The 22,391-nt window shown below is 44.6% G+C and carries 22 protein-coding genes; 10 read left to right on the plus strand and 12 right to left on the minus strand.

Annotated features, from left to right (window positions below):
- A partial coding sequence (locus BCT34_RS24690) for a VOC family protein (RefSeq protein ID WP_241906877.1) occupies positions 1-240 on the minus strand: 240 nt, incomplete at its 3' end.
- 339 nt (positions 241-579) lie between these two features.
- Here BCT34_RS24690 and ahpC point away from each other — a divergent pair.
- Positions 580-1,137 carry an alkyl hydroperoxide reductase subunit C gene (gene ahpC, locus BCT34_RS19340; protein ID WP_061018894.1) on the plus strand — a complete coding sequence of 186 codons (558 nt, stop codon included), beginning with the start codon at positions 580-582 and terminating at the stop codon, positions 1,135-1,137.
- Positions 1,138-1,335: 198 nt separating this feature from the next.
- Positions 1,336-2,928 (plus strand): alkyl hydroperoxide reductase subunit F, encoded by a 1,593-nt coding sequence (gene ahpF / locus BCT34_RS19345; RefSeq protein ID WP_076650933.1) that lies wholly within the window; start codon positions 1,336-1,338, stop codon positions 2,926-2,928.
- 151 nt (positions 2,929-3,079) lie between these two features.
- Here ahpF and BCT34_RS19350 read toward each other — a convergent pair whose 3' ends face one another.
- On the minus strand, positions 3,080-3,679 hold the full coding sequence (locus tag BCT34_RS19350; RefSeq protein WP_076650932.1) for a LysE family translocator: 600 nt from the start codon (positions 3,677-3,679) through the stop codon (positions 3,080-3,082).
- A 122-nt stretch (positions 3,680-3,801) separates the two neighbouring features.
- Between BCT34_RS19350 and BCT34_RS19355 the strand changes: the two genes are divergently transcribed.
- Positions 3,802-4,287, plus strand: a complete 486-nt coding sequence (locus BCT34_RS19355; protein WP_076650931.1) for an Lrp/AsnC family transcriptional regulator — start codon at positions 3,802-3,804, stop codon at positions 4,285-4,287.
- A 377-nt stretch (positions 4,288-4,664) separates the two neighbouring features.
- On the opposite strand, the gene BCT34_RS19365 is transcribed toward BCT34_RS19355, so the two are convergent.
- Complete coding sequence (locus tag BCT34_RS19365; RefSeq protein ID WP_076656600.1) at positions 4,665-6,035, minus strand: L-serine ammonia-lyase; 1,371 nt, start codon at positions 6,033-6,035, stop codon at positions 4,665-4,667.
- Between the two features lie 26 nt (positions 6,036-6,061).
- Positions 6,062-7,603 (minus strand): sodium/solute symporter, encoded by a 1,542-nt coding sequence (locus BCT34_RS19370; RefSeq protein ID WP_076656597.1) that lies wholly within the window; start codon positions 7,601-7,603, stop codon positions 6,062-6,064.
- Between the two features lie 348 nt (positions 7,604-7,951).
- Here BCT34_RS19370 and BCT34_RS19375 point away from each other — a divergent pair, with 348 nt between their 5' ends.
- The 4 genes from BCT34_RS19375 to BCT34_RS19390 all read left to right on the plus strand — a co-directional run bounded on the left by BCT34_RS19375 (position 7,952) and on the right by BCT34_RS19390 (position 12,989).
- Complete coding sequence (locus tag BCT34_RS19375; protein WP_076656594.1) at positions 7,952-9,247, plus strand: MFS transporter; 1,296 nt, start codon at positions 7,952-7,954, stop codon at positions 9,245-9,247.
- 125 nt (positions 9,248-9,372) lie between these two features.
- Positions 9,373-10,389, plus strand: a complete 1,017-nt coding sequence (locus BCT34_RS19380; protein ID WP_048616719.1) for a nuclear transport factor 2 family protein — start codon at positions 9,373-9,375, stop codon at positions 10,387-10,389.
- A gap of 248 nt (positions 10,390-10,637) precedes the next feature.
- Entirely contained in the window at positions 10,638-11,759 is a 1,122-nt protein-coding gene (locus BCT34_RS19385; RefSeq protein ID WP_076656591.1) for a porin, read from the plus strand.
- A 198-nt stretch (positions 11,760-11,957) separates the two neighbouring features.
- Complete coding sequence (locus BCT34_RS19390) at positions 11,958-12,989, plus strand: LacI family DNA-binding transcriptional regulator (protein ID WP_102305865.1); 1,032 nt, start codon at positions 11,958-11,960, stop codon at positions 12,987-12,989.
- 113 nt (positions 12,990-13,102) lie between these two features.
- Here BCT34_RS19390 and BCT34_RS19395 read toward each other — a convergent pair whose 3' ends face one another.
- Together BCT34_RS19395 and BCT34_RS19400 are read right to left on the minus strand one after the other, a co-directional pair.
- Entirely contained in the window at positions 13,103-14,605 is a 1,503-nt protein-coding gene (locus BCT34_RS19395) for an arylsulfatase (protein ID WP_076656586.1), read from the minus strand.
- A 9-nt stretch (positions 14,606-14,614) separates the two neighbouring features.
- Entirely contained in the window at positions 14,615-15,004 is a 390-nt protein-coding gene (locus BCT34_RS19400; RefSeq protein ID WP_076656583.1) for a DUF4345 domain-containing protein, read from the minus strand.
- A 139-nt stretch (positions 15,005-15,143) separates the two neighbouring features.
- Between BCT34_RS19400 and BCT34_RS19405 the strand changes: the two genes are divergently transcribed.
- Entirely contained in the window at positions 15,144-15,914 is a 771-nt protein-coding gene (locus tag BCT34_RS19405; RefSeq protein ID WP_076656580.1) for a hypothetical protein, read from the plus strand.
- 190 nt (positions 15,915-16,104) lie between these two features.
- On the opposite strand, the gene BCT34_RS19410 is transcribed toward BCT34_RS19405, so the two are convergent.
- The 3 genes from BCT34_RS19410 to BCT34_RS19420 form a co-directional block, all read right to left on the minus strand.
- Positions 16,105-16,506 (minus strand): globin, encoded by a 402-nt coding sequence (locus BCT34_RS19410; RefSeq protein ID WP_076656577.1) that lies wholly within the window; start codon positions 16,504-16,506, stop codon positions 16,105-16,107.
- A gap of 99 nt (positions 16,507-16,605) precedes the next feature.
- Positions 16,606-16,986, minus strand: coding sequence for a VOC family protein (locus BCT34_RS19415; protein WP_076656574.1), 381 nt, complete (start codon positions 16,984-16,986; stop codon positions 16,606-16,608).
- A gap of 76 nt (positions 16,987-17,062) precedes the next feature.
- On the minus strand, positions 17,063-17,947 hold the full coding sequence (locus BCT34_RS19420) for a LysR substrate-binding domain-containing protein (protein ID WP_076656571.1): 885 nt from the start codon (positions 17,945-17,947) through the stop codon (positions 17,063-17,065).
- Positions 17,948-18,051: 104 nt separating this feature from the next.
- On the opposite strand from BCT34_RS19420, the gene BCT34_RS19425 reads away from it, so the two are divergent.
- On the plus strand, positions 18,052-19,389 hold the full coding sequence (locus BCT34_RS19425) for a 6-phospho-beta-glucosidase (protein WP_076656569.1): 1,338 nt from the start codon (positions 18,052-18,054) through the stop codon (positions 19,387-19,389).
- A 75-nt stretch (positions 19,390-19,464) separates the two neighbouring features.
- On the plus strand, positions 19,465-20,235 hold the full coding sequence (locus BCT34_RS19430) for a carbohydrate deacetylase (RefSeq protein ID WP_076656566.1): 771 nt from the start codon (positions 19,465-19,467) through the stop codon (positions 20,233-20,235).
- Positions 20,236-20,284: 49 nt separating this feature from the next.
- Here the strand turns inward: BCT34_RS19430 and soxR are convergent, their stop codons facing one another.
- The 3 genes from soxR to BCT34_RS19445 form a co-directional block, all read right to left on the minus strand.
- Positions 20,285-20,725 carry a redox-sensitive transcriptional activator SoxR gene (gene soxR, locus BCT34_RS19435; protein WP_076656563.1) on the minus strand — a complete coding sequence of 147 codons (441 nt, stop codon included), beginning with the start codon at positions 20,723-20,725 and terminating at the stop codon, positions 20,285-20,287.
- A gap of 163 nt (positions 20,726-20,888) precedes the next feature.
- Positions 20,889-21,410, minus strand: a complete 522-nt coding sequence (locus BCT34_RS19440) for an NAD(P)H-dependent oxidoreductase (protein WP_076656560.1) — start codon at positions 21,408-21,410, stop codon at positions 20,889-20,891.
- Between the two features lie 265 nt (positions 21,411-21,675).
- The gene (locus BCT34_RS19445) at positions 21,676-22,233 is read right to left on the minus strand and encodes a DUF1439 domain-containing protein (RefSeq protein ID WP_076656557.1); all 558 of its coding nucleotides are present in this window, start codon (positions 22,231-22,233) and stop codon (positions 21,676-21,678) included.
- Between the last annotated feature and the right edge of the window lie 158 nt (positions 22,234-22,391).

Here is a 22,391-nt window from a genome sequence, read left to right on the forward strand (position 1 = left end):
GCCGATTGCTGATTCGCGCTCTTCCATCACTTTAGTGTTGTTCATTACAACTCTTAGACCTAGAGCCTTGGTGTAGAACTCTACCGCTTGGTCCATATCGCCAACCATGATGCCTACGTGATTCATTTTCATAACTTTCTCCAATTCGTTTTTTATTCTGTGCTTTTCGAAGTCTAGCTTCGGTATCTCGTTTCGATGAAGAGAGTATAGGTAGAGATTTTGATTAACTGAAATTATCATAATTTATGTTAATAATAATTTTTTGTTATTTGATGATTGAAATGGGATCTCAGCTCACTTAAAGAAACGCTATCTACATACATGCTCTCACTATAAATAGACACTCACGTTAGTCAGAGGAAAGCCCAATATAGAGAACAACCTAAAGAGCATAGTCACTCAAATCGAGTATTGCTGATGTTTGATAGCTTCTGTCGATAGCTTTCTCCTTTCAAAGATAGGAATCGCCTATTGAATCTATAGAAATGTCCGATTTCACTAATTTTCGGTGTGGATGCAATATATCTCCATCGACGCGGGATAGCGTTAAACACTACAAATTAGAAAGAGAGTCAAAACATGATCAACACAGAAATCAAACCATTCAACGCAACAGCATTCAAAAACGGCGAATTCGTAGAAATCACTGAGCAAGACGTTAAAGGTAAGTGGGCAGTGTTCTTCTTCTACCCAGCAGACTTCACGTTTGTATGTCCAACTGAGCTAGTTGACCTACAAGACAAATACGCAGAGCTTCAATCTCGCGGCGTAGAAGTTTACTCAGTATCAACTGACACTCACTTCTCTCACAAAGCATGGCACGATACTTCTGACAAGATCGGCACTATCGAATACTTCATGGTAGGCGACCAAACAGGCACTATCACAAACAACTTCAACGTAATGCGTGAAGGTCAAGGCCTAGCAGACCGTGCTACGTTCCTTATCGACCCAGAAGGCGTTATCCAAGCAATGGAAATCACTGCTGAAGGTATCGGTCGTGACGCAGAAGACCTACTACGCAAGGTTAAAGCAGCACAATACGTAGCGGCTAACCCAGGTGAAGTTTGCCCAGCTAAATGGAAAGAGGGCGAAGAGACACTAGCACCATCTCTAGACCTAGTAGGTAAGATTTAATCTAAGCCTATCTAAAAAGAACAAATAAAACGGTTCTACAGGCGCGCTTCGGCCCCCCTCCTAAAGGGCAGTTGCGCGCCACCCTTTCAAACCATCGACACCACAATATTTGCCGACTTGCGCCCCCTTTTTATTTTCCTTTTTCAGCAAGAAGGTATTGTCAATACCAAGACACAGAATTTAAGAGCAGGCACGATTATGTTAGATCAAGCAATGAAGCAGCAGCTAAAAGCATACCTAGAAAACCTAAAAACCAACGTTCAGTTAGTGCTGACCCTAGATGACAGCGATACCGCAAACAAACTCCAAGACCTAGCGAATGATATCGCGTCTTTAACCGACAAAATTGAAGTGACTCGCGATGATAGCGCAAGCACGCGCAGCCCTATCATGCAGGTAGTGAACCAAGAGAAAGGCACTGCGATCGGTTTCGCGGGTTTACCTATGGGTCACGAGTTCACATCATTGGTTCTTGCACTGCTTCACAGTGGTGGTCACCCTATCAAGCTTGAAGCTGATGTAATCGAGCAAATTAAAGAATTAGATCAAGAACTTAATGTAGAAGTTTTCATCTCATTATCGTGCCAAAACTGCCCAGAAGTAGTTCAGGCATTCAACATGATGTCGGCGCTTAACCCTCTGGTTAAAACAACCATGATTGATGGCGCTGCATTCCAAGACGAAGTGAAGTCTCGCGATATTATGGCGGTACCAAGCGTGTTCATTAATGGTGAACTATTCGGTCAAGGCCGTATGTCACTGGCTGAGATTCTTAATAAAGTAGACTCAGGCGCAGCGGAAAAAAAAGCGGCAAACCTAAATCAACAAGCACCATTTGATGTACTGGTTGTGGGTGGTGGTCCTGCTGGTTCTTCAGCAGCTATCTACGCAGCACGTAAAGGCATTCGCACTGGTGTTGTTGCTGACCGGTTTGGCGGTCAAGTGATGGATACCATGGCGATTGAGAACTTTATCTCAGTGAAAGCGACAACGGGTCCTAAGTTAGTCGCAAGCCTGGAAGAGCACGTAAAAGAGTACGGTGTTGAAGTAATGACAGAGCAGCGCGCTGCCAACATCATTGCTGCGGAAGACACGAAAGACGGCTACATCCACGTTGAATTAGAGAGTGGCGCAACACTGCGAGCTCGTACCGTCATCACAAGTACGGGTGCACGCTGGCGTGAAATGAACGTTCCGGGCGAGCAAGAGTACCGCAACAAAGGCGTAGCTTACTGCCCACACTGTGATGGCCCTCTGTTCAAAGGCAAGAAAACAGCCGTTATTGGCGGTGGTAACTCTGGCATTGAAGCTGCAATCGACCTAGCAGGTATTGTGGAGCATGTAACTGTACTTGAATTTGCCGATACATTGCGCGCTGACCAAGTGCTTATCGACAAAGCAAACGCAACGCCAAACATCGAAATCATCAAGATGGCGCAAACGACACAAGTGCTGGGTGACGGCAACCGTGTAACAGGTCTGGAATACAAAGACCGCAACACCGATGAACTTAAACAGATCGAACTCGCAGGTATCTTTGTTCAAATTGGCCTAATGCCAAACAGCGAATGGTTGAAAGGTTCAAAAGTTGAGCTTTCACCACGCGGTGAAATTGAAATTAATGCTCATGGCGCAACATCAATGAAAGGTGTATTTGCAGCGGGTGACGTAACAACCGTCCCTTACAAACAGATCATCATTGCGATGGGTGAAGGTGCGAAAGCAAGTTTAGGCGCATTCGACCACCTAATCCGTAACTCGGCTCCTGTTAAAGAGGCTGAAACCGCTTAATCGTTAAACTGAAAAGCTTAAAACTGAAAGGCTTAAAGATTTTAACTTAAGTTCCTTAAATATTTGTTAACTTAATTCTTTACTGTTAACGACTTAGTCGACATTTAGACGCCACTCCTATGGATTTAGGAGTGGTTTTTTTCTTTGTAATTTATGCTGGTTGATAAAGCATGAAAGCAACAACCAGAGCCAGGCTTCCACCCAAGCAACGATTCACAAACATCATCTGTTTTGGTGACTGAAGCAGCTTTTTAAGCATAGTGCCGCAATACGCCCACACCAACATGCAAGGTACACCCGTAACAACCATACCCGCGATAATGGTCACTACTTGAATCAAATAGTCTGCATTTGGAGTAATGAACTGCGAAAACACGGTTAATGATGCTATCCAACCTTTAGGGTTTAACACCTGCACCAACACGCCTGACATGAAACCCGAGCGATTGTCGATAGCGCTCTCTTCGATTTGCATATTCGCAATCGACCACGCCATGAACAGCAAATAAGCCGCACCCGCGTATTTCAAAATATTGTAAAGCTCTGGGTAAAGGGTAAACAGGCTCACCAATCCAACACTGGAACCCGCCAATACAATGATGATGCCAACAGCGTTTCCAGAGATAAAAGGTAAAGTCGCAGCAAATCCATAACGACTTGAAATCCCAAGTAATGCGATATTGCCTGCCCCAGGTGTAATTGCGATTGATGTTGAAAATAGCAAGAACGCCAGCATTAATTGAGAGCTCATTTCCTCTCACTCCTAGTAAGCAAAGTATTTATACGGAGAGAGTTTACAGATTCGACGAGGAATTAAATTGCTATATACGCTAGTATTAATTCAAATTTGAGCAGAACTTTCCCGAAATAACCATGAAACAGAAAGAATCCACCAAAGAAGTGTTAGATGACACAGATATCGCCATCTTGGAACACATTCAACAAGACGGACGCATGAGCAACAGCAAGCTCGCAGAGAAGGTTAACCTGAGCGAAACCCCATGCTGGCGCCGTTGGAAACGCATGGAAGAAACGGGCTATATCGATGGTTACGCTGCGAAGCTAAATCGCAAGAAGCTTGGTTTGCATGTGGCGGGTTTTACTCTTGTGACCTTAGGCAACCATGAAGTTGAAAACACAGAGCCATTCGAAGAGTTTGTCGCAGTAACCGATTGGATTCCCATGTGTCACTGTATTGCAGGCGGTGCCGATTACATGGTGCAAGTGTTGGCGAAAGATTTGGAAGAGTACTTTGAGCGCATTAGCTCGATCAGAAGAGTCAAAGGCGTGAGTGCGATTCAATCAAATATCTCAGTAAAAGAGTTGAAAAACAGTTATCAACTGCCCCTATCAGTTTAGGGCGTGTTGATCTTTCGAGCTGATTTTTGCAGCGAGTTGCTGGGTATTTATACAAGGCAGAGGCGTCGATGTGTAGCTAGCCTACATGAGAAGCCGATAACGTAGTAGAAATGACCAGCAAACGCTGCCCGAAGGGTTCGGCTAAAAGCGTTTTACTCTTTGTTGAGGGAGATTTGCTTAGAATGACTAGGCTACTTCGCCCTCGCCGCGATTAAAACGCTTTTATCTCGAACAAAATTTAACCACGAAAGGTCAACAAGCCCTAGTCAGCTATCTCTCCCTAAAAAACACCAAACAAAAAGCCCAGCCGCTATAGATTTCTGAAGTCTAAAAGCTCTGGGCTTAACATGATTGTTTGCTTGGTTTAACTAACTTAGTTATTCACAAGGGGGAGCTAAATGAATCAAGGCTAAACCGCCTAATGATGTTTCACGATACTTCTTGTTCATGTCCTTGCCCGTTTGGTACATGGTCGCGATAACCTTATCCAACGAGATCAAAGATTTACTGTTACGTTTCAATGCCATGCGAGATGCATTAATCGCCTTCATCGCACCCATCGCATTTCGCTCAATACACGGTACTTGTACTAGGCCACCAATAGGGTCACACGTCATACCCAACGAGTGTTCCATCGCGATTTCCGCCGCGATACAGATCTGCTCGTTACTGCCGCCGCGCAGTGCCGTTAATCCCGCAGCCGCCATAGAAGACGACACGCCAACTTCACCTTGGCACCCTACTTCCGCACCAGAAATTGAAGCATTAGTTTTATACAAAATACCAATCGCGCCCGATACGGCTAAGAAATCTTTTAACTGCTTGGTATCCAACTCTTTAATGAAGCGATGGTAATACATCAATACAGCAGGAATCACGCCCGCCGCGCCATTGGTTGGAGATGTGACAACTTGGCCACCTGCGGCATTTTCTTCGCTAACCGCAAACGCAAACAAGTTAATCCAATCCATGATTTCCATTGGGTCATTTTCAACGGCTGCGTTGGCTTCAAGTTTTTTCAGTAGATTTGGTGCACGACGAGTAACGTTCAACCCACCATCAAGAATGCCTTCAGTTTCAAAGCCACGTTCCATGCAACGGCTCATCACTCGCCAGATTTGATCCGCTTTGTCTGAAATAATGTCAGCGCCTTCGAATTCCGCTTCATTTTTCAGAATCATGCCACCGAGGCTCATCCCGCTATTGTCAGCTTGTTGCAGCATTTCATCGGCGTTTTTGAACGGGAAAGGGACTTCTACTGCTTGGGTTTGAGTGCCATTTTGCAACTCATCAGCAGTTGCGATAAAACCGCCACCTATCGAGTAGTAAGTTTCATCAACAAGCACATTTCCTGCTTGGTCAAATGCGGTGATCATCATGCCATTTTCATGCAAAGGCAGATTGTCTTCATGGAACAACATGTCGGTTTCATAGTTGAAGGCAATGTGCTTCGTGCCCGCAAGATCCATCTCACCACTATCTACGGCATGACGCATTGCTTGGTTCGCACTGGTGATCTTGATGGTGTCTGGCTTATTGCCAAGTAAACCTAATATAGTTGCTCTGTCGGTGTGGTGACCAATACCAGTCAACGACAAAGAACCATATAAATCCACCTGAACACGCGTTACTTCTGCGATTCTATCGGCGATTAATTGTGTGAAATGAAAACCCGCAATCATTGGGCCATTGGTGTGTGAGCTCGATGGCCCCACACCAATTTTGTAGATATCAAAGATCGATAACATAGATATACCAGTAAAAAATCGGTCAATTAAGAAAGAACGGCATAAAGCCAATCAGGGATAACAGTACAAGCAGCAATCGTCACAACAGCGAACACCAACAAGCCGTAATGACTCGCGGTAGGCTTTGCAAACAAATGCTTTTGCTTGGCTATAAATTCATTCTGTTGCTCGGTTACTTCGCCCCAGAAGCGACTCACAACAACACCTAACACTAAGAAAACCACAGTGCCAATCAAGGCAAACCAAGGCCAAGAGATGCCACTGTATTTAGCAACGAATACCACGACCACGCTGCCAATACTGCCTGCAATCACCCCTTTTTCGTTTGCTCGCTTGAAGAACAAACCTAGGATGAAAGAGCCAAGGCGAATACCGACAAAAATCGAAGTTAAGCTAGCAATCGTTTTGAGTACAGATTCATTCGAGATGGCCAGCAAAGCAGGCACAACCACTGAAGCCGCAGCGACAAGGCTCATTTTTCTTGCTACCGATTCGTAATGTGCATCGGAGGCTGATTTACGGAAAAAGCGCTTATAAAAATCGAACGTTGCCACGGTTGCCATTGAGTTATACGTCGAATCAAGTGTCGACATTGCCGCAGCAGAAAGAGCCGAAATCACCAAACCAACAATGATTGGGTTGGTATGGTTGAAAACAAAATCGAGGATCACTTCGTTGCTGTTCTCAAAACTGCTGTCTTGATAAAAAACGCTCAGTAACACACCCATCACAGCAAAGAACAGATAAACAAAGAACGCACCATAGCCGCAAAGCAGCATCGACTTTTGTGCGGTTTTAACACACTTAGTCGCGAGTGTTCTTTGAATAATCAATTGGTTAGTACCATAGACACTCAGATGTAAGAAGCTCACAGCAACTAAACCTGCCCACAATGTGGTATCGACACCCAAGTCGAAATCAAGGTTGATGATCTCTAGATGCTCTGGAGACAGCGCCTCACCCGCGTCAATCTTCATCAGCAATAAACCAAAAATCGCAATGCTGCCAATAATCAGCACAGCTGACTGAAGCATGTCAGTCCATATTACTGTCGAGATACCACCGGCATAGGTGTATAACGCGGTGAACAAACTGATGTAAATAATCGCCTCAGAGATACCTATCGGTAGCACTTGCACCAAGATCAGAGCAACCGCATACAGAATCACTCCCGCCGAAATGCACTGAACCACAATAAACACAATCGAATTGATCGTGCGAGCAACAACGCCAAAGCGGTGCTCTAGGTATTCATAGATAGAGGTCAAGCCGAGCTTGTAAAACACAGGAACAAAGAAAACCACAGCGAAAAAAATCACTATTGGGTAATTAAGATGAACACTCATCGCTTCCATACCAGAGCTGTAAACCCAGCCCGGCATACCGACAAATGTCATCGCACTGATGTAGGTTGCTAGAATCGACACACCTGCCGTAAACCAACCAAATTGTTTTCCACCTGTGGAAAAATCACCACCAGCGTTATAACGCCTATTCACTAAGTAACTGATAAATAGAGTAGTTAGCACATAAAGAGCAATAACCACGAAACTTGAGTACGTAACCATTTTTAGATTCCGTTTAATGTATGTCGCAAATCATTCGCCGCCAATATTACTCAAAATTGGATATTTTCCCTCAAAAACCCACAGTAAGTGTGACTATTATCACTAAGATAGCTGATTAAACGTTCAAAAACCCTTAAATTGCTCAAAAACACGATCTAATGGGATCAAGATCACTAAAATACACAAAGTGGGTACGCACTCATTTTAAAATTGACCTTGATCACGGATCTAATAACCACAAAAATTCTATTATCTCTCCCGAAATGAAGACGGTGTGATGAAGTTCAATAATCACCACACAATAATCAAAACTATAAACACCCTATAAAAAATAAAGGTTTATCGGTCATGACTACTAAAAAACACATGAGCGAAGTTCCTATGATTCAAAGGGTAGCCGCATATCTAGCAATTCTAGTGGGTTACTTTTTCTATTGTTATAACTTTGTAATTATTGACTACGTACGCCCATACATCGTTGAAGCGTATGATGGTATTAACCTGTCAGACACTGCCCAGTTCTATACATGGCAGTCGGTTGGTGCACTTATTGGTGCATTGAGCTGTGCTTGGGTAGCAACAAAATTTGGTAAAAAACCCACTCTTATTGCCATCACAGCTCTAAACGGCGGCGCTACCATCATCAATATGATGTTTACCGACTACGCAACTTGGGCTGCAATGCGTTTCATCATTGGTTTGTCGCTAGGTGGTTACTTCACTGTAGCAGTGAGCTTGATGATCGGCCTATTCACCCCGACTGTTCGCGGTAAGTTAACTGCATTCGCATCTTCTATGTTCTCTGTTGCACTGATGGTTATGGGTGCGTATGCAGCATTCATTTCAAGTATTGAAGCTCCTTGGGAAAGCCTAATGCTTGTTGGTGGTATCCCACCGTTGGCAGCAGCGGCAGTCATGATCTTTGTTTTACCTAGCGATAAGAAAGTGATCGCTTACGGTGAAGAAGAGCAAGCAAAAGCAGAAGCATCAAATGCACCTGCGAAGAAAGGTTCTTGGGGCGAAATGCTCAGCAAGCCTTACCGTAAGATCACATTAACGTGTCTATTACTGGCTGGCCTTAACTTCTACGGTTTCCAATTCTTCGGTGGCTTCGTTACCACTTACCTACGTGATGTACGTATGTTCGACGGTGCAACCATCGGTCTTATCTTCTCTATTTCAGCGTTTGGCTCACTGTTTGGTGCATGGTTCTGGGGTTGGGCGGCTGACAAATTCGGTCGTAAGGTGAACGCATTTGGTTTCATCCTAGCGGGCATCATGGTTTCAATCTTCTTTGTTGCGCCTGGTGACATGGTGATTGGCGGCCTAAACATGCTGGCTCTACTTGGTCTGATTTACAACTTCGGCCTGTCTTCTTCAGCAGTATGGGGTGGTTACTTCTCTGAACTGTTCCCAGCACACCTACGTAGCTACGGTGCTGCTCTGTTCCACGGTGGTCGTATCCTGGGTATGTGGGCTCCAATGGTACTTATCTTCATTCAAGAACGTACCGACCTACAAACAGCGATGTGGGGTTCTCCAATCGTATGGATCCTTGCAGGTCTTCTATGGCTAACACTGCCAGAAACACTGAAAGGCGGCATCTTCGATAAAAGCAAAAAAGCGGAAGCAGCAAAAGCTTAATTCGAAACTCATAAGTTGAATTTCAAATACGAAAAATTTAAAGCCGGCTGATCAGTCAGCCGGCATCAAAATCCAAATCGAGTCCTGTTCCGAATGTTGACTCGACAACACAAAGAGAAATTATTATGTCTAAATATCAAGAAGCTAAACGCATTGTTCGCGAATACTTTGATGCAATGGAAAACGCAACTCACGAAAACGTTGCAGAAGTTCTGAAAGCACACACTTCTGAAGATTACTTGTGGCGTGGTGTTTACCCATTCCGTGAGCAAGAAGGCGCGCAGGCTGCGGCTGACGTATTCTGGGCTCCAATGATGAAATCAATGACACGCATGCAGCGTCGTCAAGATATCTTCATCGGTGGTAACAACGAAGTTAACCCAGATGAGATTTGGGTAATGAGCATGGGTCACTTCATGGGTCTATTCGACGCTGAATACCTAGGCATGCGCCCTACTGGCAAAATCATGAACGTTCGTTACGCAGAATTTAACTGTGTTGTTGACGGCAAAATCACGAAAACAGGCTTGTTCCTAGATCTACTAGGCATGATGGACCAAGCGGGTTGCTACCCACTACCACCATCAACAGGTAAGCACTTCGTATACCCTGGACCACGTAACCACGATGGCCTATTGTTTGAAGATGCGGCTCCAGAAGAAGGCGTTGCGACTCTTGCTCTAGTAAACAAAATGGTTGATGACCTATCTGCTCTTAACGACAGCGGCGCGATGGGTTGCCCACCAGAAGTACTAGCGAAGAGCTGGTCAAAAGACATGATTTGGTACGGCCCATGTGGTATCGGCGCGTCTTACACAATTCCTCGCTACCAACAGCAGCACCAACTTCCTTTCCGTAACAACCTGAAAGACAAGAAGTTCAACGGCCACGTTTGTCGTTTCGCTGAAGGTAACTTCTCTTGTTTCTTCGGTTGGCCAAACCTATCAAACACACCAACAGGTGGCTTCCTAGGTATGACTGGCGGTGAAGTACGTGCAAACATGCAAGTGGTTGACGTTTACTACCGTGACGGTGACAAACTGTCTGAGAACTGGGTTCTTATCGACCTTCCTTACTGGCTACAACAGCAAGGTCTAGATGTGTTTGAACGCACTTCAACCATCATGAACCCAACGCTGTAATCGAAACGCTTTAATCCCAAAGATTGAAACGAAATAGTGGCAACCTAAATGGACATCTGATTTAGGTTGCTACGCTTACTAGGAGACCCTTCTCGCTCCTAGTAAGTGCTCCACACCATTCATTATTGCTCCACTAATAATTGAATCAACTCGTGCCTCATGGATGGGGTACACCCTGCCAAACCATTACTAATATAACGGGCTCGAAAGCACGGTGGCTTTCTGCGGCCTGAATAAAGAGAATAACAATGAACAAGTCGATTCTTTCTGCAGTGATTCTGACAGCACTTACATCGGGTTCTGCTTTTGCTGCACACACTTTTACCAATGACGCGGGCGATAGCCTTACTTTAGACGGTCGTTTTGACGTTCGTTACCAAGATAAGGGCGGCGACCACAACGGTGAATGGAACAGCGGTAGTTCTCGTTTCGGCCTTAAAGGTCAAATGGGTCTAGACAACGGTTGGACTGGCTTTGGCCATGCCGAATGGGGTTACAACTCTGGTGCTAACGGCGACAATATTTACGACCGACTTCTATACGCTGGCGTAGAGCACGACAAATACGGCAAGATTGCTGCAGGTACTAAGCAGTGGTCTACTTTTTATGACGTAGCATGGTACACCGACTTAGGTCGAGTCTTCGGTACTCGCGGTTCAGGTGTTTACAACCTTTCTGACTGGGGTATTGCATCAGGTACAGGCCGTGCTGAAAACTCCATTACTTACCGCAACTCAATCAACGACGAAGTAAGCTACGGTTTTACTTACCAAACGACACGTGAAGATGTTGCACTATCGGGTTCAGATCGTAGTTCAAATTCAGGAACAGATAACCGAGCAGCTGCAACTTTGAAGAACGGTATGGGTGCATCGATCACTTACAAACCATTTGATGGCATCACACTTGGAGCGGCTTACCACCAAAATGAGCTAGATGATCTTTCAACTGGTGTTGAAGGGGCTAAAAATGGTGACAACATGCGCATCATGTTGTTGGGTGCAAACTACAGCAACGGTGGCTTCTACGCAGGTGCGACTTTCCACGTAGGTGAAAACTGGGAATCTGTTGAAACCTCAACAACACGCAACGCATTAATAGATACTCTGGGTGGCGAAGTCTACACGTACTACCATTTCGACAACGGCCTACGCCCTACGTTGAACTACAACTACATGGAAGATCGTGGCGACGAAACTCAAGGTTACGAGCGTAACTTGCTTATCCCCGGTGTTGAATACCACTTCCAGAAGAACAAATTCTTAGTTTGGACTGAGTACCAATTCGATCTAGGTAAAGATCAACTCGTTGGTAGCAAGTTCGAAAACCGTGACGACCAATTTGCTGCGGGTATCCGTTACTACTTCTAACACCCAGTTAGTCGAGTCATAAATTCTTTAAACAAAGCTCTGCTCTTAACGCAGAGCTTTTTTGGGTCATACCCAGAATAATATTCAACACCCTCTATTAACCCTTATTTTTCATCCAATCATGGCACATTGTATTTTTGAGTACGTACCTAATTATGTTACTCTATGCACAATCAATTTGGTTCAAAAGTATGGTCTATGAACTCTCCAAAACACTCTTCGGTGTCCAAAACAACCGTAACCTCAAAAGATGTCGCTAAGCTTGCTGGCGTTTCTCAATCCTCTGTTTCTCGTGTATTTGTCCCGGGCAGTTCTGTGTCTGAAAAGACCAAGCAAAAAGTATTCGATGCTGCGAAATCTCTGAATTATCGTCCCAATGCCTTTGCCCGTAGCTTGACGACAAACGAATCCAAATTGATTGGTTTGGTTTTCCCAGACGCTGATTACCCTATTCATATGAAAACCCTGCAGCTTATCTCTACTGAGCTACAAAAACAGGGTTACTCTGCAGTATTGATCCCTTGGCAAGTGGATGGCAATGACAACCACTCTATTCCCAATATCTTCCAATACCGAGTTGATGGTGTGATTGCCGCTTCTGCGACCTTTAATAAATCGCTTTATGAAGAGTGTGAAGAGTTCGATATCCCTATCGTTCAGTATGCTCGTGTGGTTGAAGGCACCAAGAGTAGCCATGTGGTGAGCGACAACTACGCCGCAGGTCAATTTGCTGCGCAGCATTTTCATAAGCTTGGCATCAAATCAGCCGCTTACGTTACAGGTAACGTCCCGACCTTTACCAATGGCGAGCGCCAAATCGGTTTCTGTACAGAGTTTGAAGACTTAACAGGGAAACAGGCTCGTGTGATTGAGGCTGATTACGATTACCTGGATTCACTCGAGATCATCAGAGCAATGTTCAAAGAAGCTTCCCACCCTGAAGCCATCTTTTGTGCAACCGACAACCTTGCAATGGCTGTGATGGATGTGGCTCGCTTAGAATTCGGACTGAGTATTCCTCAAGATCTACAAGTAATCGGGTTTGACGATATCCCACAAACTCAGTGGCTGAACTACCAGCTCACCACTTTTAAGCAGGATTTCCGTCGTCTTGCACGTGAATCGGTCAAGATCGTGGTAAACCAAATTCAAGAACAAGACACCAGTTTGGTTAAGTTAATGGTGCCTGTTCAATTTGTAGAGCGTAATACCACGTTGAAACTCAACTAGAAATCGTTCACGATTCAATGCATAAAAAATCCCGTTGGTGACGAAAGGTCTCCAACGGGATTTTTGTTTCTAGTCAGCTTTCGCTGTTCAAACTAGTTGAAAAGAATTGAGCATCAGTTGCCTACACCACCCGTTTTCTCTGCCGGAGCATCAGGCGTTACCGGAGGCCACTCTTGGAAGGTGGCTAGATGTTGTTGCACAGCCGCTTGCGCTGGGCCAAATGCCCACATTTTTTGCCCCATCCATTTTAGGTACATGCCCGACTCTTCTGCCGCTCGCTCATATGGGTCACGACGTAAGTTAAACAGCAATGGCGCGTTTAGCTCTTCTTTAGGGCCACTCCAACCGTGGTTCTGTACAATGAAGTGCGCCTTCCAATCGCCAACACGAACCGCTTGTAGCTTGTCTCGTTCGTAGTAGTAGATCTCTTTACGGTTTGACTCGCCTTTCTCAGTCAGCATGTCCACTTGGTTGTACCCATCGAGATGCGCTTTGAAGCCATCATGACCTTTGAGCATTTTCTCTTTTAGATCTGTTGGACCACCAGCAGCAGCGACCAGAGTTGGCAACCAGTCCATACCGTCAAAGATGCCATTGCCTACGCTACCTGCAGGAATCTTACCCGGCCAACTTACGAGAGCTGGAGCACGAACACCACCCTCCCAAGTTGTGCCTTTTTCACCGTGGTAAGGCGTCATACCACCATCAGGCCAAGTCATGATCTCAGGGCCATTATCTGCAGTGAAAATGATGATGGTGTTGTCGGCAATACCGAGTTCTTCCATTTTCGCCATCATCTCACCGACATGGTCATCAAGATCTTTCATGACCACTTCTTGAAGACCCCAACCGTTTTGACCAAGCATGGCTTCGTATTCGGGTGAAAGGTGCGTCCAAACGTGACCACGTGACGGGCAATACCAAGTGAAGAACGGCTTATCCGCTTCAACCGCTCTTTCAATGAAGTTGATGGCGTGTTTGTTCACTTCATCATCGAGTGTTCTCATACGCTCTATCGACAACGCACCATCGTCTTCAATCGTTTGGCCACCTTTACCGTCTGATTTTGCGTAAATAACATTACGAGGCGCGAACGCATCCAAAGATCCATCTTTTGGCCAATCTGGATCTTCCGTGTACTCCATTGCATTCAAGTGATACAACCAACCCCAATATTCATCAAAGCCGTGCATTGTCGGTAGGAATTCATCTCGATCACCAAGGTGGTTTTTGCCAAATTGCCCTGTGACATAGCCCATAGTTTTAAGGATCTCAGGAAGCGTTGGAGTGTCAGCACTTAAACCCACTGGGCCACCCGGTAACCCGACTGTGTGCATACCTGTTCTCACAGGAAGCTGACCCGTTAAGAACGCAGAGCGACCTGCCGTACAAGAGGGTTGCGCGTAATAATCAGTAAGCAGCATGCCTTTTTCGGCAATACTATCAATGTTCGGTGTTTCACTACTCATCACGCCATTGTGATAAGCACTCAGGTTTGATATCCCAATATCATCCGTGAAGATAACAAAAATATTCGGTTGTTCTTGGGCTGACCATGCCGATAGCGAAAAGCTACTCAACACACTCAGAACGACAAGGTCGAAAATCCTTTTCATAGAATGTCCTTATACTGTTTCAGATTGCTCTTTGTGAACCATTTTTATTCCTACCAAACCAAAGCCAAGCTCCAATAATAGATAAACAACAAGTAGCCAATGAGGCATACCATCTATTAGCAAGCTAATGACTCGGCCGGCAGCCAAACCCAACATGAAGACCACCAAACTGTAGAGCGCTGGCAGTCGGTATTTCTTTAGTAGCGCCCCTGCGATCCAAAACAAAGCTAACGCTAAGTACAAACCCATCACAGCACGAAAGATGTGGGTGACATTGACGGGAGTTGCATCAATTCCGAAAAGATAATCGAGGGAGACAACGGGAGCATAACCGTACGACAATGCAATCGGTGTTAAACCCAAAACAGCGACGAACAAAAAAACACTTTGTGGCTTCATATCCTTACTTTTTTAATTTGGCTCTTTTCAAAAAACATAGTCTACAATCAGCAATATGCAAGTTGCATATGTAGAAAATGAATGGTCAAAACATACATTTATAACAGTGCAATTTCACATCGAGGATAAGGATATCAATATGACTAAATGGCGTTATCTACTCGCATCAGCACTGGCTGTTAGTTCAACTGTAAATGCTCAACAAACAACTCAACCAGCAAGCACAGTGCAATGGCAACACAGCTTCGAAATTTACGCTCTCGCGCTCAACATCCACGGTGACAGCACCATAGGTAACCTTTCTACAGACGTTGATATCGATCCCTCGTTCATCATGGATCATATCGATATGACGGCGATGGTTCGTTTAGAAGGCGTTTATGACAACCAATGGGGTTACTACATCGATTACAGCTACATGAAGCTTAGTGGCAAAACAAACTCGGTATTAGGTTCCAATGCAGAGTTATTAAGAGGCAATCTTGATATCCGACAAGGTGTTTTAGATGTGAAGGGGTTTAAGCGCTACCAATACGATTTTGGCACGATTGATTATCTGTTTGGGCTTCGTTGGTGGGATAACGACATTGATGCCAAGCTTTACGGTTCAGGTGGTAAGCTAAGTGTCGACCGATCACTCGATGAAGATTGGGTTGACTACCAAGTAGGTGTGAGATGGATTACGCAGATCAATAAGGACTGGAAGTTTCACGCAACCATTGATGCAGGGCTTGGTAGCGATACCGACTTTACCTCTTCTCTATTAACTGGCGTGCGATACCAAATAAACAATTGGTCTGACTTAAATGTCGCCTACAAATCGACCTGGGTTGATTACGAAAACAAGGGAACCTTTGAATACGATACCGCATCGCAAGGGTTCCTGATTGGCTGGGCTGCTCACTTTTAAGCCACTGGTTACTTTACCCTTACGCACAAGCGGAAAGGTTAGTCATCCTTGGCATTTAATCTCTATTAAATTGCTCTCTAATTCAATCTAAATGAAGCTCTAGCGAAGATTCATCGTTAGGGCTTTTTTATGGTTCATCGCGGCTTTCCCCGAAAAGCCGCGATGAACCTTATTTTATTCAATTTTTCAGTCAGATAACGCACTCATTCTTCATGATAGTTAAGCCTGCTTCAAGAGTTTCGGTCCAAGCTTTCTCTACTTGCTCATTGTAGTGCGGGTCATATTTTTTAACCGTATTGAGTAGCGAATTAAACCATTCGTTTAGCTCAATTTCGGAAATATCCAGCCCTAAATCTTTGTGCTGCTTCCCCAATCGCTTTACGGAATTGCGCACACTCGGTAACCCAGAGGAGTTATAGATGAGGATGATTGAAGCCTTGAGCATCTTAGTTTGTTGTTCTAACCCTATCTTTTCAAAACGCTCTGAAAACCTTGGATTATGCTCGCAAAAATCCGCCAGAAAGCTCTCCAAGAATACTTGGTCGATTCGGCAGCGCTCAAAGCTTTCATAAAACAGTTCGTTCGGTTTCATCTAGCAAGTCCTTTGCAATAATCAGCCTGTAAATAACGGGTGGATTCAGAGCAGCTATAAACTCACTCTGAACCATTGACATGACCTAAGTATACTCCACTATGGCATAAAGTGAGTTGCACAGATCTTGTTCCCATCAGGATCTCGCAAATAAGCCATGTACAAGCGACGCTCGTCAGAGCCTCTCGCTCCAGGGCCGTTTTCAATGCTGGTACCGCCATTTTCGACGCCAATACGATGCCACTCATCCACAATTTCAGGTGAAGATGCTAGAAAGCCGATCGTCATACCATTACCGTGAGTCGCAGGCTGACCATCAATCGGCTTGGTTAAACCCAACACACCCGTTTGGCTAACGTAAACACAGCGCCCTTTAGGATCAATAGAACCCTCGTTGTAACCAAGCACCTTCATGATGGGATCATAAAAAGTCTTTGCGCGTTCAATATTTTCGGTACCGAGAAAAACATGGCTAAACATAACTAACCTCTTCTTTTATTGAAAGAACCACCTAAACTAGACCTATAATTCATATTTGTCTAGGCATGCTATTCGGTCACAACTGCTCCTTAACCCATTGAGCAAACACTTGAAACTTAGTTCGTTGCTCCATCCCTTTCGGGCACACTAAGTCATACCCTTTACCTGATTCAATGCTCATAAAAGGCGTAACCAACAAGCCTTGTTCAATCTGTGGCTGCATAAATTCGAGCCGACCGAGTGCTACCCCCATTGATAACATCGCGGCGTCCATCGCTAAACGGTTATCACTGTAATAGTCACATTGCACTGTGCAATCAACATCACTTTGGGTCTCACTCAACCAACGCTGCCACGCCGTAACATCACCACTATGAATAAACTGAATTCGATCTAAAGTGTGTAAACCCTCTTTCAAGCAGAACTTTTTTGCGTATTCGGGGCTGCACACTGGCGCTCTTAAACCATTAAACAGCCGTTCACTGTAATGATTAGGGTAATGACCTTCGCTATAAAAAATTGCCACATCATAAGGTTCAAACTGAAAGTCTGACTGATTCTGTTTCGTTTGCAGTTTGATACTTAAATTCGGGTATAGCTTTCTAAATTCAGGTAAACGCGGCATCAACCAAGAAGACGCGAAATAAGGTGACGTCGCGATGTACAACTCCCCACTCAATTCCCCAGTTTGAATATCCATTAACTCAGAAAAAATAGACTCAAACGAGACATTCAACATGGATAGCACCCGCTGACCCTCTGGCGTTAGTTCTAGTTTTCTGGTCTTACGCACAAAAAGGTTGAACTTCAGCTGTTGTTCTAACTTTTTGATGCGATGACTCACCCCTCCCTGAGTTAAAAAAAGTTCATTAGCAGCTAATGTGAAACTCAGATGTTTGGCTGCAACACTAAAGGTATGCAGCAGTGACAGTGTTTGTTGACGATTTTCAAACAAGCTCATGGATTAACCTCACTAATTCATAACTCATCATAACTGGTTTGTAGATATATATGGCCATCATATAAATTAAATCACGTAATCTACAATATCAAATGGTGAACAACATGGAACAGAATCAAAAACTCAAAGTAACCGTGATTGGTGGTGGCTCAAGTTACACACCAGAGCTCATAGAGGGCTTAATCAAACGCCATCACGAATTACCCATTTCTGATCTGTGGTTGGTTGATATCGAAGAAGGTATGGAGAAAGCAGAGATCATATCGGCGCTCACTGAACGCATGATTAAAAAGGCTGGCTGTGAAATTAATGTTCACCTTACCACCGACAGAAAAGCAGCTTTAAAAGACGCCGACTTTGTCTGCTCACAATTTCGAGCAGGAAAATTAGAAGCAAGGATTCGTGACGAGCGAATTGCATTAAAGTACCGAATGATAGGCCAAGAAACGAATGGCTTGGGCGGCTTCTCTAACGCTTGCCGAACCATACCCATTGCTTTAAAAATCGCGAAAGAGATGGAAGCACTCTGCCCAAATGCATGGTTACTCAACTTCACCAACCCATCAGGTATGGTGACTGAAGCCTTGATTAAACACTCAACCATCAAAACGGTCGGTTTGTGTAATATCCCGGTGAATATGGAACGTGGAGCAGCCAAAATGCTTAACGCTGAACGGGAAGACATCACCATGCAAATCGCTGGTTTAAATCACCTTGTATGGGCTCGTAAGGTACTTCATAACGGTGAAGACAAGCTCCAAGAAGTGATTGAACAGCTCCTTGGTGGCAACGACCAAATGATGCCCAAGAACATCCCTCCTTATGAGTGGGACGCAGAACTGATTCGTTCTCTGAACATCATTCCTTGTGCTTACCTACGTTATTACTACCAGTCGCGAGACATTCTAGACAAAGAGTTTGCCGCGTCTGAAAACAGCGCCAACCGCGCAGACTTAGTCGCGAAAGTTGAGCAACAGTTATTAGAGATCTACAAAGATCCAACACTCGATACTAAACCTCAATTACTAGAAGAAAGAGGCGGCGCTTATTACTCTGAAGCGGCCTGTGAGCTAATGAGCAGTATTCACAATAACAAACGCTCTATCATGCACGTCAATACTCGCAATAATGGGGCAATTCAAGGATTACCCGACGATTGCGCGGTAGAAGTAAGTTCAGTGATCACCAACAGTGCGATCCTGCCACTGAACGTTGAGCCTTTTGACAGCGATACGCTGCGCTTGATTCAACAGATGAAAGAGTTTGAAACCCTGACCGTTCAAGCAGCCATGACAGGAGACATCGCGATAGCAAAGCGCGCTCTAATCTTAAACCCTATCGTCGATAGTGGTTCGCATATCGAAGAGGCTCTACAAGAAACGATCAGCGAGAACTTAGACTTCATGTCTGTGTTCGCTCACCATCTCGCACAAACTGAATAATAACCTTGGGAGTAGCTCAGTGAAAGCTGAGCGAATTCAAGTCATTGATATCCAAAATTATAATATGAGGTCGCGATGAAATTAATATTCAATGCCGATGATTTCGGTCTTACAGAAAGTGTTAACCACGGCATCGTCGACTGCTTCAAAGCGGGCATCGTGAAGTCGACCACCATCATGATGAACCAACCCGGCACACAACACGCCGTCGAGCTCTACCACCAAGGTTTAGTGCCGGAAGTGGGTTTGCACTTTACCGTTACTTCAGGAAAGCCACTGACGCCACCAGAGCTGGTTTCAAGCTTGGTAGACGAACACGGTGATTTTTTGGACAAAGCCACCCTTTTTGACAAGAGTGATGTGGTTGAAAAAGAAGTAGAGCTTGAGCTTAACGCTCAGTATCAAGCTGCGCTTTCTGCGGGTCTAAAGATCAACCATATCGATAGTCATCACTTTGGTGGTGTCTATAAGGCATTAAAAGCGGCATTTACTCGAACGGTAAACGACATCGGCCTACCAGTAAGGCGTATAGACAATATTCTGAGCGGCCAAGATCTGCTGTCAGTGCCAACTCCTGACGCTTTCGATATGCGTTTTTTTGATGGCGGGATTTCATTAACTGATTTACAAAATGTACTGCTAAGCCACCAAAGCACTACGCCAAACGGCATAATCGAATTGATGTGCCACCCTTCATTAGCCGCTAGTGACGAGCTAAAGTCGTTGTCTGGCTACCACGAAAAGAGAGTGGAAGAACACGCGCTCTTAACCAGCCCGACATTGAAACAGTGGCTTGCAGACAACCATATTGAATGCATAGGCTTCGATGATTTGACACAGATATAAACCAGAACCTAAAACTTGAGCCTAGTAAGCTCAACTTAAAGCAAAAATGCTACTCAACAATACGCTGAGCACCCTGCCCTTGGTCATGCAGAATATCTTCTGGGTTCAACAGATGGCACTTTTGCATACTCAAACAACCACAACCAATACAACCTGTTAGATTTTCTTGTAGCGAACGTATTTGAGCCATCTTGCTATCGAGTTGGCCTTGCCACTTCTTCGCTACTCGCTCCCAATCTCGCTTGGTTGCGGTGTGGTTCATCGGTAGCGTCGATAACTCTTCAGTGATCTCTTCCAGAGTGAACCCTATGGACTGAGCGACTTGTATCAACGCAATTCGACGCAGCATCGCAGATTGATAACGACGCTGATTGCCGTTAGTTCGGATAGAGGCTATTAACCCCTTGGTTTCGTAGAAGCGCAACGCAGACGGAGCAACGCCACTGCGCTCTGCCAACTGGCCTATGGTGAAGTATACGATGTTTCTCATTGCTACACGATCCTTGATATCGCAAATATCTAAAGTTTACTTTAACTTGATAATAGCGAGCTATACCAGCCTTCACCAACGGCGACTTTTACTTTGTTAGATGATTCAACAAAAAGCAGTCATGAACAAAACGGCTCTGTTGAATCAAAATCTCATTCGATGTCTAAATATTGCTCATGATTGATTTCAGGTTCTTTGCCATTTCAACATCGGTCATTTCTCCCGTCTCGACATTAAAGTTGTCATAGAAACTCGGTACTGACATTGAACCCTTCACATCAGCATCAAAGTAAGGTGCCGAATTTACCGCAGACGACAACACCGAACTTGCGCCACCAGGGCCTGGTGATGTGGAAAGCATAACCACAGGTTTACCTTGGTACACTTTCATGTCGACTCGCGATGCCCAATCGAACACATTCTTGAAAGCTGCTGTGTATGAACCGTTGTGTTCAGCAAAAGAGATAACTATCGCGTCTGATTCTCCGATCTTTTCAAAGAAACGCTGAGCATGTGGATGAACACCAAACTCTTTTTCTCTGTCTTCACTGTAAATGGGCATCTCGAAATCATTGAGGTCGAGCACCTCGACTTGAGCGCTCTCAGCTAAGCTTGCGGTGTACGCAGCCAATTGTTGGTTAATTGATGCTTTACTGTTGGTCGCGCCAATCGCTAATACTTTCATTATTTATCCTCGATATTCGGTTAGAAACATTTCTTTAAAAATGACAAGAGATGCCTGATGTTTTTGGATTCGGGATGATGATAAAACCTCAAATTAACTTGAGGTAAAGCGATAATTTCAAAAAACAGGAAATAATTTTAAATGGCTTTTTAATGACAAATTTCTAGAAGAAGACTAGGAGCTTTTCTCGCCTGAAAATAAAAAATGGCCACCCAGTAGGTAGCCATTATGCGTGAGAGCTTAGTCAAAACTAACTCATGTAGGGTTAATCGAACAGTTCAATCACCAACTTGTTATCTCTAATCACCAGATTCGGTTCCGATGACTTAATCAACGACTCTTGAACCTTGTTGCTGTCGAGTTTGTACACTGGAGACTGAGACAAAGCAAAACCGATCATAGATACTGCCGGTTTGAGTAGCGTCTCTATTTCAGGAGAAAGCTGTTTGCCCTTCTCCTCAAAGCGCTCTAGACGCAGAGACTTTAAGTACACCTCACCACTTTCTTTATCATATTCAGGAATCGCACTGAACTCCAAGTCTAGGTCCAACCCCATATTAGGCATATTGAACACCTGAACTTTTGCATTGGTGTTCGCTAACACGGACACGCGTTGTTCATCGGCTCGACCAATTTGAACTTCCAGATCATCCACTGCCACTTGTGCGTACATCACACTCTGTACACCAACCTCTTGCTCGAGCATCACTGAATCTTCAAGGTATTTCGTCATTTCTTGCTCGGTGATGCTATAGCTAACACAACCGCTTAGCATCAGGGCAGTCATAGCTATAATGAAACGATTCATTAACTTTATTGTCATTGGAGATAGGCTCTTCTTTTTTAAATGCATGGAACGGATATTACCTCGAGATGATACTGTAAATTCGTTGTCTCCATAACAGTGTCGGATAACTGGGCAGAATGATCCACCTAAATGGTGATGTCGTATCAATTGGAATTGACGAAAAGAGTAAGAAA

This window comes from Vibrio sp. 10N.261.45.E2, from assembly GCF_002875705.1.
Lineage (GTDB): Bacteria > Pseudomonadota > Gammaproteobacteria > Enterobacterales > Vibrionaceae > Vibrio.